The sequence below is a fragment of the Methylobacterium brachiatum genome, assembly GCF_020523825.1.
Lineage (GTDB): Bacteria > Pseudomonadota > Alphaproteobacteria > Rhizobiales > Beijerinckiaceae > Methylobacterium > Methylobacterium brachiatum.
Genome location: NZ_JAJALK010000012.1, coordinates 78,152 through 96,409 on the forward strand (window position 1 = coordinate 78,152; position 18,258 = coordinate 96,409).

At 71.7% G+C, this 18,258-nt stretch carries 15 protein-coding genes; 2 read left to right on the top strand and 13 right to left on the bottom strand.

All coding sequences use genetic code 11. The features are described 5' to 3' along the window. Positions 1-4: 4 nt before the first annotated feature. Genes LGR69_RS23020 through LGR69_RS23030 form a run of 3 tightly spaced genes read right to left on the bottom strand, consistent with a single transcriptional unit; the run spans position 5 to position 2,130 of the window. Complete coding sequence (locus LGR69_RS23020) at positions 5-751, bottom strand: J domain-containing protein (protein WP_230367453.1); 747 nt, start codon at positions 749-751, stop codon at positions 5-7. A 3-nt stretch (positions 752-754) separates the two neighbouring features. Then, positions 755-1,003 (bottom strand): hypothetical protein, encoded by a 249-nt coding sequence (locus tag LGR69_RS23025; RefSeq protein WP_230367454.1) that lies wholly within the window; start codon positions 1,001-1,003, stop codon positions 755-757. After that, positions 1,000-2,130 (bottom strand): S1C family serine protease, encoded by a 1,131-nt coding sequence (locus LGR69_RS23030; protein ID WP_230367455.1) that lies wholly within the window; start codon positions 2,128-2,130, stop codon positions 1,000-1,002. The genes LGR69_RS23025 and LGR69_RS23030 overlap by 4 nt, the downstream gene beginning before the upstream one ends. A gap of 406 nt (positions 2,131-2,536) precedes the next feature. Between LGR69_RS23030 and LGR69_RS23035 the strand changes: the two genes are divergently transcribed. Then, positions 2,537-2,752: a hypothetical protein gene (locus LGR69_RS23035; protein ID WP_007569315.1), complete on the top strand. Its 216-nt coding sequence runs from the start codon at positions 2,537-2,539 to the stop codon at positions 2,750-2,752. A 70-nt stretch (positions 2,753-2,822) separates the two neighbouring features. On the opposite strand, the gene LGR69_RS23040 is transcribed toward LGR69_RS23035, so the two are convergent. After that, the gene (locus tag LGR69_RS23040; RefSeq protein WP_230367456.1) at positions 2,823-6,260 is read right to left on the bottom strand and encodes an SbcC/MukB-like Walker B domain-containing protein; all 3,438 of its coding nucleotides are present in this window, start codon (positions 6,258-6,260) and stop codon (positions 2,823-2,825) included. Positions 6,261-6,433: 173 nt separating this feature from the next. Here LGR69_RS23040 and LGR69_RS23045 point away from each other — a divergent pair, with 173 nt between their 5' ends. Continuing rightward, positions 6,434-8,110: a methyl-accepting chemotaxis protein gene (locus LGR69_RS23045; protein WP_230367457.1), complete on the top strand. Its 1,677-nt coding sequence runs from the start codon at positions 6,434-6,436 to the stop codon at positions 8,108-8,110. A gap of 111 nt (positions 8,111-8,221) precedes the next feature. On the opposite strand, the gene LGR69_RS23050 is transcribed toward LGR69_RS23045, so the two are convergent. The 9 genes from LGR69_RS23050 to LGR69_RS23090 form a co-directional block, all read right to left on the bottom strand. Beyond that, entirely contained in the window at positions 8,222-8,848 is a 627-nt protein-coding gene (locus tag LGR69_RS23050) for a DUF4194 domain-containing protein (protein ID WP_230367458.1), read from the bottom strand. Further along, positions 8,841-10,211, bottom strand: a complete 1,371-nt coding sequence (locus tag LGR69_RS23055) for a Wadjet anti-phage system protein JetA family protein (RefSeq protein ID WP_230367459.1) — start codon at positions 10,209-10,211, stop codon at positions 8,841-8,843. The genes LGR69_RS23050 and LGR69_RS23055 overlap by 8 nt, the downstream gene beginning before the upstream one ends. Before the next feature lie 37 nt (positions 10,212-10,248). Then, positions 10,249-10,665, bottom strand: coding sequence for an FKBP-type peptidyl-prolyl cis-trans isomerase (locus tag LGR69_RS23060; protein WP_007569323.1), 417 nt, complete (start codon positions 10,663-10,665; stop codon positions 10,249-10,251). Positions 10,666-10,759: 94 nt separating this feature from the next. Next, the gene (locus tag LGR69_RS23065) at positions 10,760-12,823 is read right to left on the bottom strand and encodes a methyl-accepting chemotaxis protein (RefSeq protein ID WP_230367460.1); all 2,064 of its coding nucleotides are present in this window, start codon (positions 12,821-12,823) and stop codon (positions 10,760-10,762) included. A 392-nt stretch (positions 12,824-13,215) separates the two neighbouring features. Beyond that, positions 13,216-14,430, bottom strand: a complete 1,215-nt coding sequence (locus LGR69_RS23070; protein WP_230367461.1) for a carbohydrate porin — start codon at positions 14,428-14,430, stop codon at positions 13,216-13,218. Between the two features lie 632 nt (positions 14,431-15,062). Continuing rightward, on the bottom strand, positions 15,063-16,331 hold the full coding sequence (gene coaBC / locus LGR69_RS23075; RefSeq protein ID WP_122160437.1) for a bifunctional phosphopantothenoylcysteine decarboxylase/phosphopantothenate--cysteine ligase CoaBC: 1,269 nt from the start codon (positions 16,329-16,331) through the stop codon (positions 15,063-15,065). 51 nt (positions 16,332-16,382) lie between these two features. Then, a complete protein-coding gene (locus LGR69_RS23080; protein ID WP_230367462.1) occupies positions 16,383-17,105 on the bottom strand; it encodes a di-trans,poly-cis-decaprenylcistransferase in 723 nt (240 codons plus the stop codon). 77 nt (positions 17,106-17,182) lie between these two features. Further along, positions 17,183-17,572, bottom strand: coding sequence for a transcriptional regulator (locus LGR69_RS23085; protein ID WP_230367463.1), 390 nt, complete (start codon positions 17,570-17,572; stop codon positions 17,183-17,185). Then, positions 17,559-18,176, bottom strand: a complete 618-nt coding sequence (locus tag LGR69_RS23090; RefSeq protein WP_091864755.1) for a hypothetical protein — start codon at positions 18,174-18,176, stop codon at positions 17,559-17,561. The genes LGR69_RS23085 and LGR69_RS23090 overlap by 14 nt, the downstream gene beginning before the upstream one ends. Positions 18,177-18,258 lie beyond the last annotated feature (82 nt).

Consider the following 18,258-nt stretch of genomic DNA (forward strand, 5'->3'; position numbering starts at 1 on the left):
GAGTTCAGCGATGTCGGTTCAAAAGCCTGTCTCGGGCCGCGTTAACCCGCGCCGCCCTCTCGGCACTTCCGCCCTGGTCGGGGTGGGTGAGCTTCATCAGCGACCTGTGGGCCGTCCGGACCTGCTCAGCGGTCGCCCCGCGCTGAAGCCCCAGGATCTGGTACGCCTCCTCCTGCGTCATCGCCCCTGGATACGCCGGGCGTCCCGGCCGCGGGTCACGATCGCCCTCAGCGTCTACACGCCAGCCGGGCGCCCGGCGGTCGAGATACGGCTCTAAAAGGGCGGCGCCTTCGGGGTCGCTCTGGCGGCAGGTCGCGAGCAGCTCGATCAAGACCGCCACCGTCAAGGCGTCAAGCCAGGCCCCGGCCCGGGGCCCGCCGATCACCCGGCCCTCGCTGAGGCTGCCGTCCGCCCGCACCCGGATGTCGATCAGCGCCGTCCGGTGCCGACGCCCCCGGTCGACGAAGGGCCTGAGCAGCGGGATCAGGCGCGCGTTCATCGCCGCCTGCCCCTCGATCATCCAGATGCCGCCGAGGCCGAGCAGGGCCGCGAGCACGAAGTTCCCGTGCAGCAGCAGGAACCCCGCCGCCGCGAGGGCGAGGACGCCGCCGACCTTCTGGGGCCGGACCGTACCGACGAGGGCACCGAGGCCCTTGCCGAAGGCGCGTCCGAGCCGGCGGCCGAGGCCGTCGTCGTTCTTCGAGAGCCACCAGAGCGTGAGGCCGGCCAGAAGGACCGCAAACAGGACCATCAATTATCGCCGCGCGCCGAACTCGGCGCCGACGCGGCCACCGATCTGAACCGTCGTGCCGCCGCCGAGGTCGTAGAAGCCGCGCCGGGCCGGGGGCGGCTTGGGCGCCGCCGCGTCGCATCCGGGCCGCGGCGGCAGGCGCACGCCCTCGGGCAGGTCCTCCGGGCAGAGGCGCGAGCGCACCGGCTGCTCGGCGGCCGCGGCGCCGGCGGCGATCAGCCCGGCGAGAGCGAGGAACGCGAGGCGTCTCACCGGCGGTTCTCCGCGACCTCGGCGGTGGTGATCCGGATCTCCCGGATCCGGCCGTCGCGCTCGACCTTGAGGGTCACGGGCGCGCCCAGCCCGGCCTCCGCGATTGCCGCCGTGAGGTCGGCGAGGCGATGGACCGGCCGGTCGTTGGCGCCGACGATCACGTCGCCGATGTCGCCGGTCTGCGGATCGAGGCCGCGCAAGCCCGCCTGCGCGGCCGGGGAGCCGGGCAGGACCCGCAGCACGACCACGCCGTCGATCCCGAGGCGCGCTGAGGCCGCCTCCTGGGCGGCGATGATGCCGATGCCGGGATTGCGCACCCGGCCGACCCGGATCAGTTCCGGGACGACGCGATTGACCACGTCGACGGGGATCGCGAACCCGATCCCGGCGCTGGCTCCCGAGGGCGAGACGATCGCGGTGTTGACGCCGATCAGCCGGCCGGCGGAATCGAGCAGCGGGCCGCCGGAGTTGCCGGGGTTGATCGCCGCATCGGTCTGGATGACGCCGGACAATTCCCGCCCGGCGCTGGTCGGCATCCGCCGGCGCACGGCGCTGATCACGCCGGTGGTCAGCGTGTGGTCGAGGCCGAACGGGTTGCCGATCGCGAAGGTCGACTGGCCGACCTTGAGATCATCCGACGACCCGATCGCCAGCGGCGGCGGCATCTTGGTCACGCGCCCGAGCCGGAGGACCGCCAGGTCGTAGGACGGCGCCAGCCCGACCAGGGTCGCGGACACGACTTCGCCGTCGCTCATTCGCACGGAGACCGAGCCGCCCGATCGCGCGGCGTTCTGCACGACATGGGTGTTGGTCACGACGTGGCCGGCGCCGTCCCAGACGAAGCCGGTCCCGGTCTGGGTGCCGCTCTGCTCGCCGCCCTCGTCGTCCGGGTCGAGCAGGTCGCGGCCGGTGGCGGCGCTCTGGGCGAAGACGTGGACCACGGACGGGCTCGCCCGCTCGAACAGCGCCACGGTGGTCTGCTCGGACTGTGCCAGATCGCCCCGGGCCGCGATCACCCGCGGCGCGTCCGCCGAATAGAGCAGCGGCTGCAGGTAGGGCTGCGCGACGTTGAGGGCCAGAAGGACCAGAACCGCGGCGGCCAGGATGCGCACGGTACGGTCCGGCAAGGGCGAGTCTCCAGTCAGGGCCCCGGGGCGGGCGCGGGTCTTAAGTGCGCGTTCAGGATCAGGGCGTCAACACGGATACAGGGCGGTCGCCGCGGTGCTCCTGACGTGTCCTGGCGCACCTCGGATACCGCTGCGCATTGGCTAACGGAATGGTCATCTATCGATGGCCACAATTCTCGCAAGTTCACGGCGGATCAGACACGACCGGTTTGGACATGGAACACGGTACCGCACCTTTTCCTGCGCGTTAGGACTAGATGCTGATGCCTTAAATGCCCAAATTGATCGCAAAGCTGCCGCAGAGATGCTTGCATTGACGCTCAGCCTTTCAATCCCCGCGGCAGGCCGGCTCGACCGGATGGCGGGGATCTGAACGGTCCCAAACGGTTCGGAAGGATAAGGACTCATGGAAACCGAAGCTCTCGAACGCCCGGCCGATCTCACGATCTGGCGCACGGCCCCGGCGAGCACCCCGCTGGCCCAGCCCGAGCGGTACGGCACCCTGCGCGAGGCGATCGCCGCCGCCGCCGGCGCCCTGACCGATCCGGCCAAGCAGCCCTGGATCATCACCGAGGAAGGCGAGATCCTCTCCCCGAACTGGATCCGCACCTACCTGAACTGAGACACGATACCGAGAACAACGGGGATACCGGGGAAGGCGGCCATAGGCTCCGCCCCGGTACCCCGCCGGCTCACTCCGCCGCGTCCGAGCGGCGGAATCCCTCGATCCCGACCTGCTCCGGATTGATCGCGTGCAGCGCCCGGCGCGCCGCCTCCAGCGGATGCTCGGCCTCGATCCGCACCGACGTCAGATCCGGGCTCTTGTAGACGGTGACGATGGTGTCCATCACCTCGGTCAGCGTCGTGCGCTTGTCCTCGGGGGCGGCGATCAGCAGTTGCAGCCCCCAGGCGCGGTAGAGATCGACCAGCGCCTGGCTGTTGCGCACGTCGAGCTTCGAGAACGCCTCGTCGAGTAGGCAGAGCCCCAGCCCCGGATTCTCGTCGCCGGGCCGGTCGCCCGGGTAGTAGGCGCTGGCGAGCGAGGCCGCGATCGCCACGTAGAACGGCGCCTGCGCCTCGCCCCCCGAACCGCGCAGGGCCCGCGCCGACATGGTGGTGCGGTTGCCGGCTGCGTCCTTCATGCCGATCTCGTAGACGAAGTAGTTGCGGTAATCGGCGAGCCGGGCCGCATCCTCCTGGCCGGCGATCAGCGCGGTGATCTCTTCCAGAGCCGCCGCCATCGGCCCCTCGGTCTCGCCCGCCAGCAGCGCCTGCGCGGCCTCCGGCGAGCGGGCGGTCTCGGTGGCCAGCGCGTGGACGGCGGCGTAGCGGCGGTCCACCGCCGCCTCGAACGCGTAGGTCTGGCCGGTGAAGCTGCGCGCCGAGAGCCGCTCGTTCAGGGCCGCGAGCCGGGCATGGACCCGCTCGAACCGGTCGGCCAGGCGGGTCAGCAGATCCTCGGTCATGAGCCGGCGCATCTCGACCTCGGCCCGCTCGGCCTGGGCGCGGTAGCGGCGCAGCTCGTGGCCCTCCACGGCCTCGTATTCCCGCCGGACCCAGGCATAGCCGTCGATCGCCGGGGCGTCGCCGGCATTCAACGGATTCTCGACCCGCCAGGCCGAGCAGGCCTCGGTCAACTCGCGCTCGGCGATCCGACCGTGCGAGCGGGCCGCCTCGGCGGCCTCCCGGGCAAGGCCCCGCTCCGTCGCAGCCCGCGTGCCGGCGGCCTTGGCGTCGAGGCCCGCGAGGGCACCCCGCGCCTCCGCGATCACGCCGACGCTGAACGGTTCGGAGCGGGCGAGGCGCACCCGCGCCGCGTCGCCGCCCATGACCTGCCGCAGGGCCGAGCGCCGCGCCGCCAGGGCAGCCCGGGCCGCCTCGCGCACGGGCCCGAGGCGCGCTCGCAAGGCCGCCTCGTCGGCGAGCAGGCGGTCGAGCTTCGGCTCCAGCTCTTCGGACAATTCCCGCAGGTAGCCGACCCGCTCGGTGGTCAGCGCCGCGATCTCGGCGGTCAGGCCGGCAGTGTCGCGCTTTTCGATGCCCTCGCGCTCGGTCTGGAGCGTGCGCCGCCGTCCCTCCAGCCCGTCGAGCTCGCCCCGCAGGGCGTCGATGTCGTCGAGGCCGCGGGCGATGCGCGCCCGTACCGCCGCGGCGGTGCGGGCGGCCTCGCGCAGGACCGCAGCCTCCCCGCGCAGCCGCCGTGCCTCGGCGACCGCGGCCTCGTGCGCGCGGCGGCTGTCGACCGTGGGGCCGCGATGGCCGCGGGTCATCAGCAGGTCGACGTTGCGGGTGACCGAATAGGCCATGCCGGCGGTGGTCCGGCCGCTCGGCGCCACGGCGCGGGACAGCCGGGCCAGCTCGGCATCGTCCCGGGCGAGGTCGTAACCCCCGAGCCGCACCCCCAGGAACGCCTCCGCGTGCGGATCGCTCGTCTCAATCACGGTGAGCGGCCCGTCATCGTAGCGGCGCGAGCGCTGCTTGGCGGTGTCGGTGGTCTTGACCAGGATGCAGCGGTGGAACCGGTCGCGGCCCGATTGGAGCACACCCAGGGCCTCGCTCAGCCGGTCGGGGGAGACCACCAGGGCCTCGCGGGCGCGGCCGAGCAGGCCTTCGAGCGCCGGCCCCCAGGTCGGATCGACGATCTCGGCCAGCTCGCAGATCGGCAGGGCCTCGATCCCGCGCCGCTCCAGCTCGCCGCGGAACGCCACCGTGTCGGAGGACAGGCGCGCCGCGGAGCCGCCCCCGGTCCGGGGCGCGGTGCGCTCGGCCTCGCTCTCCTGGGCGCGGGCCTTGAGCGCGGCATCCTCGGCCGCCCGCTCCAGGGCCTCGTCGAATTCGGGCAGGCGCGCCAGGCCGTCGATCAGCTCGGCCAGGGGCCCGTCCGGGCGCAGGATCTCCTCGGGCGAGGATTCCCGGCGCAGGCCGGCGCGGGCGCAGGATTCCGCGAGCCGCGCCGCCGGCGGGCAGGCTTGGCGCAGGATCGGGGCGACGGGCTGGAGCTTGCCCATCTGGCCCACGAGGCCGACGAGGTCGGAAACCCGCGCGACCAGCTCCTTCCGGTCCCGCTCCAGCATCGACAGGCCGAGCGTCGAGGCGGCGAGCCGCCCCTCCGCGGCGCTGCCGGCGAGCAGGGCCTTCTTCTCGGCGATCTCGCCGTCGATCTCGCGCACGTGCCCGCGGCTCGCCGCGACGCGCTCCCGGGCGATCCGCAGCGTATCGGCGCCCTCGCGCAGGCGCAGCCTCACCGCGGTGAGGTCGAGGCTGCGGCGGCGCAATTCGGCGCAGGCCGCCCGGAATTCATGGGCTGCGGCGGCCAGCACCGCCTCGCTCCAGGCATCGTAGCGGTCGCGCAGGCGGCGCAGCCGGGCGAGCCGGCTCTCCAGCTCGCCGATCGTCTCCAGCAGGCGGCGCCAATTGGCGATGGACAGCCGCACCCGCTCGACATCCAGCGGTTCCGGGTCGAGCACGAAGGCGCGCACGAAGGCGCTGGTGTCGAAGATCGGCTTGAACGCCACCGCGTTGGCGAAGCTGCGCAGGAAGTGCCGGGGCTCGGGGGAGGGCGCACCCTCCCGCAGGGTGGCCAGGATGTCGGCGGTGAAGCGCTCGCCGGAGGTGCGGTATTCGGTGAAGCTCGCCGCCCGGGCGCGCAGGTCGGCGGCGATCTCGCTCCACGGCGCCGTGTAGCTGCCGCCCGGGGCGGTGCGGGCGTAATCGGCGATCTCGAACCGGTGGCCGACCGCGATGAACCGCGACAGCACGGTCTCGCGCGGCTCCACGGCCCGGGCGGCGAGCGCCAGCCCGACCGTGACGGTACGGCCCGAGGCCGGGTTCTCGAACACCAGGGCGAGCACGGTCTCGCAGGATTCCCGCGTCGGCCGGCCGCCCTCGGCCGGGTCGCTGATCCAGCCCAGGCAATAGTCGCGCACCGTGCGGGCGCTGCGCCCGGAGGCGGAGGCGTTGAGCGCCAGCCGGCTGGCATTGTTGCCGGCCAGCACCGTGCCGACCGCGTCGAAGATCGTGGACTTGCCGGCCCCGGTCGGCCCCACCAGGGCGGCGGCGCCCCGCAGGCGGATCTGCTCGCGGCGGATCAGGTACCAATTGGAGATGGCGATATCGGTGAGGACGTACACGATGTCGGGAGGCCGGGACGCTGCAGGAAGACGCGCGGCCCAGTTGGCCGGGTTCGGCCGCGCATGCAAGCTTCGGCGTTGCCGGCGCCCGCCTGTCACCGCCGGCGCGATCGACCACTTGTCAGACAATTCGGCGCCGGTATCGTTCCCGTCCGGGGGGATCGATAAAAATCATGCGCGCCAGCCTGAAGCTCAAATTGAGCGGCCTCTTCGCTCTGCTCCTCCTGGCCGCCGCGCTTCAGGGGGGATTCGCGATCCATAAGATGATCGCCCTCGACCGGCAGCTCGCGACGCTGCTCGACCACGCGGTTCTGTCGATGAACGAGGCGCAGGCGATCGAGGCCCTGGTGATCCGGACACGGCTCGCGCAGGTCCGCTTCGTCACCGCGGCGGCGGAGACCGAGCGGCAGCTCACCGTGAAGGAGGTCGACGCGCTCACCCGGGAGCGGAACGCCAAGGTCGAGGCCTACCGGGCGCTGATCGCCTCGCCCGAGGAGAAGGCCCTGTTCGACGACCTGCTCGCCAAGCTCAAGATCCAGCACTACGACTGGGAGCGGCTGCGCGGCTTCACCCTCGAGCAGCGCGAACCCGCGATGGCGTATTTCCGCGGCAGCATGAACGGCCATTACGTCGCCGCCGCGGGGGCCGCGCACGCGCTGGCCGAGATGAACATCAAGGCCGGCGACGAGGCCGGCCGGAACGCCCGCCGGAGCCAGGCGGAGGCCGTCCGCTCGACCGTGATCATGCTGGGCGTCACGCTGCTGATCGCCCTGGGGGCGACGCTCTACAGCTTCGTCGGCGTGTCGCGGCCGATCACCATCATGACCCGGGCGATGCGTCGCCTGGCCGACGGCGACACGCAGGCGGCGATCCCCTACGCGGCCCGGCGGGACGAGATCGGCGCCATGTCGGCCACCGTCGCGGTGTTCCGGCAGAACCTGCTGCACGCCCGCGCCCTCGAGGCCGAGGCGGCCCGGGCCCGCGTCGAGGCCGAGACCCAGCGCCGGGAGGCGACGCACATGTTGGCCGACCGGTTCGAGACCGCGATCGGCGGCATCGTCGGCTCGGTCGCGGCGGCGGCGACCCGGCTGCAGGCCACTGCCCAGGGGCTGAGCGCCACGGCGACGCAGACCGCCGGCCAGTCGACCAGCGCCGCCGCGGCGGCCGAGCAGGCCTCCACCAACGTCACCACCGTGGCGGTGGCGGCCGAGCAGCTCGGCTCCACGGTCGACGAGATCGGCCGCCAGGTCGGGTCCTCGGCGGATCTGGCCCAGACCGCCGTCCACGAGGCGGCCGCGACCGCGCAGCTGGTCCAGGCGCTGAGCGCCGGGGCGCACCGGGTCGGCGAGGTCGTGACCCTGATCTCCTCGATCGCCGACCAGACCAACCTGCTGGCGCTCAACGCCACGATCGAGGCGGCCCGGGCCGGCGCGGCGGGGCGCGGCTTCGCGGTGGTCGCCACCGAGGTGAAGGCGCTCGCCGCCCAGACCGCCCGCGCCACCGCCGAGATCGCGGCCCAGATCGGCGCGATCCAGGGCTCGACCGACGAGGCGGTGCGCGCGATCGACGGCATCGCCACCCGCATCCGCGAGATCAGCGGCATGGCGACCGCGATCGCGGCGGCGGTCGAGCAGCAGGGCGCGGCGACCCAGGAGATCGTCCGCAACGTCGCGCAGGCGGCGTCCGGCACCGAGGCGGTGACCGCCAACGTCACCGGCGTGGCCGGCGCCGCCGAGGCAACCGGGAACGCCGCGGGCCAAGTGCTCGATTCGGCTTCCGAGATGGCCCGCCAGGCGTCGCAGCTCGGGGACGAGGTGGCGCGGTTTCTGGCGACGGTGCGGGCGGCCTGAAGGATCACGCCGTCATGGCGCGCGCAGCGAAGCAACCCAGAAGCGCCACCTTCTCAGATCGCGCGCCGCCCGGGGTTGCTTCGCTGCGCGCCATGACGGGGAGGGCTGCTCTCAGAACTCCCCGGCTTCCGACCACGCCCGCAGGCGCTCCAGCCAGGCGTCGGAGGCGAGCACCGCCAGACCCGGCAGCAGCGACAGCGGCGTCACCCGCTCGACCCGGTCGCGCTCGCCCATCCTGAGGCCGCCGCGGCGGGCATAGAGGCGCAGGATGTCGGCGAGCCGGCCCTCCTCCGGGGGCTCGTTGCGGGCCACCGCGCGGATCTTCTCCACGATCTCGTCGGTGGTGCACTCGACGATCCCGTCGGTGCCGGCGCGGTTATCGCGCAATCCCTCCTCGTAGAGCAGCCGGAGCGCCAGCAGCACCAGGGTCTCGTCCTTGCGCAGGCGCTCGGAGGCGATGTCGTGCCGGGGCGCGTCCGCGGCCGGGCTCAGCGAGACCATCTGGTCGCGGTGCGAGACCGTGAGCGCGTAGCCGAGGCAGGCGAAGTAGTCGGTGAAGAACGGCGCGTAGTGCCGCGCGAGCTCGTAGGAGCGGCCGATGCCGGGCGTGTCGGCGTAGATCACCTGGCCCTTGAGCATCACCTGCAGGGCGCGGCACAGCTCCTCGGCATCGGGCGCCCGAGCCCCCGGCGGCGGCGGCTCGTCGCCGTCGATGATCGCGCGAAACCCCTCAAGCACCGACGCGACGCTCCACCACGAAATCCGGGCAATCCAGCCAGCCATTGGCCAGCCGCTCGGGCAGCCGGACCACGGCGTAGCGGTCGCGCAGCCGCGCATCGAACAGCACGTCGATCTCGCGCAGGCGCTGGAACACCACGAAGTCGTCGACCCCCTCGATCGTGATCTGCGAGCCGCGCAGCGACACGGCCTTGCCGAGCCGCGCCTCGACGAAGGCGGTCATGGATTCCGGCGTCACGGTGGTCCGGCGGCGGAACTCGGCCTTGGCGAGCGCGAAGGCGTCGACCGCGGGGTCGTAATCGACATCCGGCAGCGGCTCGACATCGATGGCGCTGCGGCGGGCACGGGGCGTCTGCAGGTGGGCCTGGCCGATCGGCGGCCGCAGCAGCGACACCACCGGCGGCACGTCGGGCGCCACCTCGGCGGCGCCGACGGCGCGCAGCATCGCGGCGGTGCGCTCGATTCCCGTCGGGTCCGGCCGGTCCATAGCGTGGAGCGCGGCGCCGATCCGCCGTTCGAGCCGCGCAACAACGGCGTCGACCGCGTCGAGATGGTTGTCGAGCCCCTCGAACACCGAGAGGATCTGGGCGAGATCCGCCCGGACCGCCCGCTGGGCGGTGTCGAGATCGGGGCTGCGGCCCTCGCGGATCAGGCCCTCGGCGAGCGCCCGGACCGTGAGGGCGTCACGCAGGGCCCGGCCGGCCTCGCGGACCACGCTGGCCCGGAACCGGAACGGGTTGAAGCGGGTGTGCAGCGTCCGGTAGTCGCTGATCAGGTGGCGCTCGACGAAATCCTCGAAGAACAGCCGGAAGGTCTTGGCCCGGTCGGGCTCGCGCAGGATCCGTTCCTCGACCTTGCGCATGCCGGCGGCGAGGCCACGGACATGGGCCAGGAAGGCGGCGGACGCCCGCGCGGCATTCGACAGCGCCTCGGATCGGTTGGCCGGATCGGAGACGGCGCTCTCGAGGCCGCCCAGCACTTCCAGCACCGCGCCACCATACGAGCGGGTCTCGCCGCGCTCCAGGCGCGACAGCTCCTCGAGCAGCAGGCGCGCCTCGGGGTCGAACTCGACCACCGGCACGTAGCGTTCGCGCCGCTCGATCAGCCAGCCGGTGTCGAGGAGACGGCGGTAGAGGGCGTTGCGCCGCTCGGCCGGGTCGGCGGAGATCGGCTCGTCGCCCAGGATCTCGGGGTCGCTCCAGCCGGCGGCGAAATCGCCGATCTCGGCCAGCAACTCGGCCTTGCGCACCGGCTCGGCCCCGAGGACGCGCCGGTGCAGGTGCAGCAGCAGGGCCGCGTTGAAGCCCCGGCTCGGGGAGGCCAGGGGCTTGAACAGCTCGTCGGGCAGCTGCGCGAACAGCATTCTTTCGGGACTCTCTCGCGCTCGCGCAGCGAAGACCTTACTTCGCGCCGAGCAGCTCGACGTCGAAGATCAGCGTGGCGTTCGGCGGGATCACGCCGCCGGCGCCGCGGGCGCCGTAGCCGAGCTCCGGCGGGATGATCAGGGTGCGCTTGCCCCCGGTCTTCATCGTGGCGACGCCGAGGTCCCAGCCCTTGATGACCTGGCCGGCGCCCAGCGGGAAGCTGAAGGGCTGGTTGCGGTCCCGAGAGGAATCGAACTTCTTGCCCTTCTTGCCGCCCTCGTCGAGCCAGCCCGTGTACTGCACGGTGACCTGCTGGCCGGCCTTCGGCTCGGGCCCGGTGCCCACGACCTCGTCCTGGTACTTCAGGCCCGAGGGCAGGGTGACGATCTCGGCATTCGCGGCTGCTGTCATGGCGATGAACGCGGCTCCGGCGATGAGGGACAGGCGAGGCATGGTTTCTCCCTGGAGCCGGCGCCGTGCGCGCCGGCCGTCGGGGGCCTTCTATCGACTCGGGCCGGTCCAGGCCAGGGAGGCGGGCGATCGGCGATCAGGCGGCCCGGACGGTGTCGAGGAAGCGGGCGACCTCGGCGGTGAGATGCTCGGATTGGCGCGACAGCTCGGTCGCCGCGCTCAACACCTGGCCCGCCGCCCGGCCGGTCTCGTCCGCGGCACCCGCGACGCCGGCGATGTTGCTGGTCACCTCGCCGGTGCCCGCCGCCGCCTGGCCGACATTGCGCACGATCTCCTGGGTCGCCGCGCCCTGCTCCTCCACCGCCGCCGCGATCGAGGTCGCCACGCCACTGATCTCCTGGATCCGCGCCGTGATCGCGCCGATCGCCGTCACGGCGCCGCCGGTGGAGGCCTGGATCCCGGCGATCTGGCCGGAAATCTCCTCAGTCGCCCTGGCTGTCTGCTCGGCCAGCGCCTTCACCTCGGAGGCTACGACGGCAAAGCCGCGGCCCGCATCCCCGGCCCGGGCCGCCTCGATGGTCGCGTTGAGCGCCAGCAGGTTGGTCTGCCCGGCGATGTTCGAGATCAGCCCGACCACGTCACCGATCCGGCCGACCGCCATGCTCAGCTCCTGCACCAAGGTTCCGGTCTGCCCGGCCTCGGCAGCGGCCCCCACAGCCAGCTTGGCGGACCCGTCCACCTGCCGGCCGATCTCCTGCACCGACACGCCCAGCTCCTCGGCGGCGGCCGCCACGGTGTTGACGTTGCTGGCCGCCTGCTCGGCCGCGGCCGCCACCGTGGTGGATTGGCTGGCGGTCTGCGAGGCGGTTGCGGTCATCGCCTGGGCGGTGACCTGCAGCTCGGTGGCCGAGGACGACACCATGCCGATGATGCCGCCGACCGCTTGCTCGAACGCCTCGGCCATCTGGCGCATGCCCGCCTTGCGCTGCTCCTCGGCGGCGCGCCGCGCCCGGGCGGTCTCGTCCTCCAGGGTCCGGGCGCGGATCAGGTTGTCCTTGAACACTTGCACCGTCCGCGCCATCGCGCCGATCTCGTTGCCGCGATCGCCTAGGGGCACCTCCACCGATGCGTCCCCGTCGGCCAGGGCCTGCATGGTCCCGGTCATGGTCCGGATCGGCTGCAGTACGAAGCGGAACAGGGCGACCAGAGCGAGGGCGACGAGCAGGCCGGAGACCAACAGCGCCGCAACGTTGCGGATCAGGACGCTGCGCGCCTCCTGGGACAGGGCCTCGGCGCGCGCGATCATCTCATCGAGGGCGGCGCTGGCGAGGTCGACGATGGTGGCCTGTTCCGGCGTGTCGAGCTTGCGCGCCTCCTGCAGCGTGATCCGCGGCGGCTCGTTCCGGGCCAGCGCGTTGGAGACGGCGAGACGCCGGGCGAGGGGCGCCCCTTCGAAGTTGCTGGCGCGGGCCTTCTCGAATGCGGCTCGGACCTTCGAGGACAGATTGGACGCGGTCTCCGTGGCCGCGTTCCACGTGGCGTCGAGCCGTCCGCGCTCCTCGGCGGCCGCTACGGTCTCGGCGGGCGACCAGGGGGTGCCGGCCGACAGGGAGGTCTGGATCCGCAGGGCGACGGCGCCGAGCGCCATCCGGGTTGCCCAGGCCGAGCGCTTGAGAGCGAGGTTACGCTCGAGGACGAGGTCCGTGCGCGGGATCGCGGCATCGACCGCGTCGGTGGTCGCCGTCAGGGTGTCGAGCATGGCCTGGAAGGCCGTCTGCGCCTCCGGAACGGTGCCGGCGTCGCGCTGGGCCTTGGACACCCGCAGGGCCGCATCGACCCGAGGGCGGAGACGTTCCACGCGCTCGCGGGCCGCCTGGAGCGGACCGAGCGTCGCCTTCACGGAGGGCAGATCCAGGTCGTCCACCAGAGCCGTCGCCTCGGCGATGCCGGCCACCGCCCGCTGCCGCTCCGCGTAGAGTCCCGACAGGGTGTCGGCATCCAGGGGTTGGTCGGCGGCGAGGAATTGCAGGCTGGCGCCACGCTCAAGCCGCGTCGCGTACAAGGTCTGAAGCAGCGCCCGGCTCGCCCGCACCAGGGAGATGCCGGCCTCGGCCTGAACCGCCTCCGTCCGCGCCGCGATGAGCGCGTTGGTCGCATAGGTGAAGATGATCAGACCCAAGACGAAGAACACGACGCTCATCGTCGTTCGGACTGAAATATTTTGCAGGCGGATCATCGCACAACTCCAACGGCCTGGTGATAGCGCGGTGATGTCTTATACGACCGCATTTGTCGATCGTTGTGACACGCGACCTGTTTGATCTGCATCTAAACTGCGCCGCACGCGGTGTTTTGCTTTGCAAATTTGCAGAATTCACGGCGTCATCGCCAGAGTTTTTTGCCGGCTTTGTTTCAGGCCAAAGCGATTTAACGCGGCCTTTACCTTCACGAGTCGACGGGTCACTGATCATCGCACTGACAGGCCGCGCGACGCCCCGCCAAGAACAACAGCGTCGCGGATGTCCGGGCCGCGACGATGCCTCGTGGGGTCGATCCCCCCGCGAGCCGGCGGGCGGCTTGCGGGGCGACGGGTCAGAAGGTGATGAGCGAGGTCAGGCCGAACACCACGACGTCGGGCTTGTGCTCCGGCGTCGCGCGCCGGGTGATGTACTGGATGTTGGGCCGCACGACGACGTTGTCGGTCACGGCGATGCTGTAGAAGGCCTCGACGAAGCGTTCCTGCGCCGGCATCCGGCGGTTGGTCCGGTTGATCAGGTTGCCCTGCTCGATGGCCTCGACCGCCCGGGGATTCGGGGTCGTCTGGCCGACGCCGAGTCCGATCCAGTCGTTCGGCCGCTCCGCGCACCAGCCCTTGTAGACGAGCCCGCTCGTCACCTGGGCGGAATACACCGACGTGTCCCGGTCGCTGGCGACGGCCCGGACGAAGGCCGAGACGTTGCGGACGGTGTTGGCGGGATCCGGGCGGTAGACCTCCTGGACGCCGACGAAATACAGGCCGTTGCGGCCGTCATGGTGCAGCGGCTGGCCGCGATACTGGGCGAAGGGCAGGCGCCGGTCGTTCAGGTAGACGTCGTTGCCGCCGCTGGTCTCGTACCAGCCGCCGACCTTGTAGCTGCCGGCGTAGCCCGAGCCCCCGAATTTCGGGAACCATCCGGCCTCGGACAGGATCAGCGCGCCGGTGCCCTTGCTAAAGTTGAAGCTGAAGCCTTCGACGAGGTTGTCCGGATTGACCTGGTAGGCGCCGACCTGGACGTAGGCCGTGTCCGCCGTGCCGACGCGCAGGCGGGTCGCCCACTGGCTGACCGGGAAGTTGTAGATGTAGTTGCCGGCGATCTTGCCGGTCGGGGCGCCGCACAGGGCGTTGAGCTGGAACTCGCAGGCGAAGCCGGCGAAGTCGTCGCCCGACGGCATCCGGCCGATCTTCAGGTCGACCCACGGGCCGAACTTCTGATCGTACCAGAACTGGCTCAGCCGCCAGATGCGGCTGCGGCCGTAGATCTCCTCGACGCTGGTCTGCGTACCGAGATGCGCGTCCAGGGTCAGGTCGCGGCCATGCCGCTGGCTCAGCGTGACCACGCCCGAGCCGCCCTCCAGGCCGAACATCTTCTCGAAATCGAACAGGCCCTTGGCGGTGAACTGGGCGGCCCCGCGCGCCAGGGTGCGAGTCCCGCCGACCGCGTTGGTGGCGCCCTCGTAGACGTAGCCGAGGTTGAGCAGGATCCCGTGCTCCCAGAGCGTGTCGCGGACGCCGCCGAGATTGCCGAGCAGGCCGAATTTCGGGCTCACGCTCCGCGGATCCGCTGACCCCACGGCGGGCTGCGTGGTCGGCGCGGGCGTCGACGGTCGATCGAGGGGCAGCCGCTGGGGTGCGTTCGGCTCCGGTATGATCGTTGATTCGTCCGCGTTTTGGGGTGCCGAAGGCTGTGCTTGAGCCAATCCGATACACGGACTTGCACCGATGACCAGCAAAGCGGCTGCCCATCCCGAAAGAAGTCTACGGTTCATGATCCATAACGCCCCCGAGCCGACAGTTTTCTGTTCGGCGCCATGGGCTTACAGCCTCGTAAAACCGCAGATTTCAAGCCTTTACTGTCGACTTATCTTCAATCTACAAAGCATTGGAATTCGATGTCGTTCTCTTATTTGGGAAGACTGGCAGATTTTGCGCACAGACAAACGGGTTTCAATACGATTTCTTCCATCAATACGGAGCTCGCACGACCCGATAGAGATGCGAGACGATCATTCGCCCGCGACAATGCCGGCCGTGACCGCATTCGCATCGGACATCGCCCGCACCGCCCCGATCGGCAGCCGGCTTTACAAAGCCCGAAGAGCCTCGCAACAGGCGAGGATTCGCAGCAACACCGGCGGCGAAATCGACGGCGATCGGTGCGTCCGGCGGGTCCGATTCCGGCTCAGCGCGTCAGCATGCCGGCTAAATGCACGACGAGCCGGCGCGCGACCTCGTCCTTGCCGAGGCGCGGCCAGGTCTCCATCGCGCCGTCGCGATGGATCAGGTGGACCGTGTTGTCGGTCCCGCCCATGACGCCGCCCGCGGCGGATACGTCGTTGGCGACGATCAGGTCGCAGCCCTTGCGGGCGATCTTGGCCCGGGCATGGTCCAGCACCGTGTCGGTCTCGGCGGCGAAGCCGACCACCAGGGGCGGGCGCCCGGCCTCCAGATGCGACACGGTGGACAGGATGTCGGGATTCTCGACTAGCGGAAGCGGCGCCGGGCCGGTGCCGTCCTTCTTGATCTTCTTCGAGCCGGCCTCGACCTCCGGGCGCCAGTCGGCCACCGCGGCGGCGAAGACCGCGATGTCGACGGGCAGGGCCGCCTCGACGGCGACCAGCATCTCCCGGGCGGTCTCGACGCGGACGACGCGGACGCCCGCGGGATCGGGGATCGCGACCGGCCCGGAGACCAGCGTCACGGTCGCGCCGGCCTCGGCGGCGGCGGCCGCGATGGCGTGGCCCTGGCGGCCGGAGGAGCGGTTGGCGAGGTAGCGCACCGGGTCGATCGGCTCGTGGGTCGGCCCGGAGGTCACGAGCACGCGCCGGCCGGCGAGCGGGCGCGCCGCCGTACCCGGGCGGCCCGACAGGAAGCCGAGACCCGGCGCCTCGGCGCCGGCCTCCTCCAGCATCCGCTCGAGGGCGTCGGCGATCTCGTTGGGCTCGGCCATGCGGCCGGGACCGGTCTCCGCCTCGGCCATCTTGCCGGCATTGGGCCCGACGAGGCGCACGCCGTCGCCCTCCAGGGTGGCGCGGTTGCGGCGGGTCGCCGGATGCGCCCACATCTGCACGTTCATGGCCGGGGCGATCAGGATCGGCAGGGTGGTCGCCAGCAGGATCGTGGTGGCGAGGTCGGCGGCGTGGCCGCCGGCCATGCGGGCCATCAGGTTGGCGGTGGCCGGCGCCACCACGACGGCATCCGCCTGCCGGGCCAGCTTGATATGGCCGATATCGGCCTCCTCGGCCCGGTCGAACAGGTCGGTATGGGCCCGCTCACCGGCGAGCGCCGCGGCGGCCAGGGGCGTGACGAATTCCTGCGCGCCGGCGGTCAGCACCGGGCAGACGCTGGCGCCGCGCTCGCGCAGGCGCCGGATCAGGTCGAGGGCCTTGTAGGCCGCGATGCCGCCGCCGATGACGAGCAGGATGCGGCGGCGGGCGAGGGTCTCGGTCATGGCGGGAAGCCTCTGCCTGAGGCGGCGCGCCCGTCAAGCGGGCGCGGAGGATCAGGCCGCCGCCGGGACCGCCGCCGTCTTCAGGCCGCCGAAGCGCCGATCCCGGCGGGCGAAGTCGGCCACCGCGGCGGCGAGATCGTCCGGGCCGAAATCGGGCCACATCCGGTCGGTGAAGTGGAGCTCGGCATAGGCCGCCTCCCACAGCAGGAAATCCGAGAGCCGCTGCTCGCCGCCGGTGCGAATCACGAGATCGACGTCCACCGGCGAGCCGTGCATCTGTCCGGCGACCAGGGCGCCGAAACTCTCGCGGGTGGCGGCGGCGCCCTGGAGCGCCTGCGCAGCCGCGATGATCGCGTCCCGGGCGGAATAGTCGACGCAGATCCGCAGGTGCAGGCGGGTGCCGGCCGCCGTGGCTTCCTCGGCGGCAGCGATCGCCTCCGGGATGCCCCGGGGCAGGCGGTCGCGCCGGCCGACAACGCTCAGCCGGGTGCCGGTGCGCGCGAGCCGCTGGGTCTCGTTGCGCAGGTAGGAGCGCAGCAGGCGCATCAGGCCGCCGACCTCGTCGTCCGGCCGCTGCCAGTTGTCGGCCGAGAAGGCGTAGAGCGTAAGCGTGCCGATGCCGAGATCCGGGCAGGCCTCGGCGGTGCGCCGGATCGCCTCGACGCCGCGATGATGGCCGGCGAGCCGCGGCAGGCCGCGCTGCGTCGCCCAGCGCCCGTTGCCGTCCATGATGATCGCGGCGTGCAGCCCCCCCGGCCCCGCTTCGCTTTGCATCGTAAAGTCTCCCGGCATGGGCGTATCGCTGAGGTTTATTCGGTTTGCGTTGACAATCTCTGCGCGATCCGGCGGTCTCAGGCCGGTTTCGTGGCCGGATCGAGGCCGCGCACCCCGCCCTCGGGACTTCGCTCCTCCGCAGAGGCGGCGTCGCGAACGACCTGCTCGAGCACGCCGAGATAGCCAATGAAACGCCTGCGCCCGGTTGGCGTCATGCGGCAGATTGTCTGTGTGCGGTTGAGGGCGAAGCCCTTTTCCAGGCTCACCAGGTCGGCCTCGCTGAGCACCGCGAGGTGCCGGCTGAGATTGCCGTCGGTCAGCCCGCACAGGCGCTTGAGGTCGGGGAAGGGCAGGCCCTTGGGATGGGCCACCAGGGAGGTCAGCACGCTGAGCCGGGCCCGCTCGTGCATGATCCGGTCGAGCCCCTCGTAGGAGAAGCGGCCGTCGTCGCGGTCAGAGGTCATCATCGAAGGCCCGGGCGCCGCGATGGATGATGCCGGCCAGCCAGATTTGGCCGACCACGAAGGGAAGCCCCATGGCCCAGGGCGACAGGGCATGGCTCTCGGCCGAGACGGCGAGCACGGCCAGGCCGGTGAGCAGGTACCAGGCGCCGACCCCCTGGACCGCCCGGGGCAGGATCCGCGCTGAGGCGAACAGGCCGAGGCCGACCAGGACCTGCCAAAGGCCGGGCAGCATCCAGATCTCGGCCGGCGCGAAGCGGGCGATGACCAGGGCGAGGCAGGCCCCGGTGCCGGCGGCGGGCAGGAAGACCTCGATCGCGTTCCAGACCATCGCATCGGCGAGGCCGGAATGGAGCCGGCGGCTGCGCCGGACCGCCTCCACCCCGATCAGCGCGAAGGCCACCAGGGCGGCGGCGATCCAGAGGCCGAAGAACAGGACCGGCCGCACGGAAGGGTCGCCGAGCCAGAGGGCCTGGCCGACCGCGCAGGCCAGCGCCAGGCCGCCCGTCCCGGCTACGGTGGCGGCCCCCAACCCGCGGAACGCCGTGTCGCGGGCGATCTGCGAGCGGATCGCCACGATGTCGGCCAAGGCCTTGTCCAGGTCCTGCATGAGCTCCAGCCCCCGCGCTGCATCATGCTTTGCACTGCAAAGTACCGGTGGGCCCCGGCCACCGCAAGCCAATTCGCCGGGT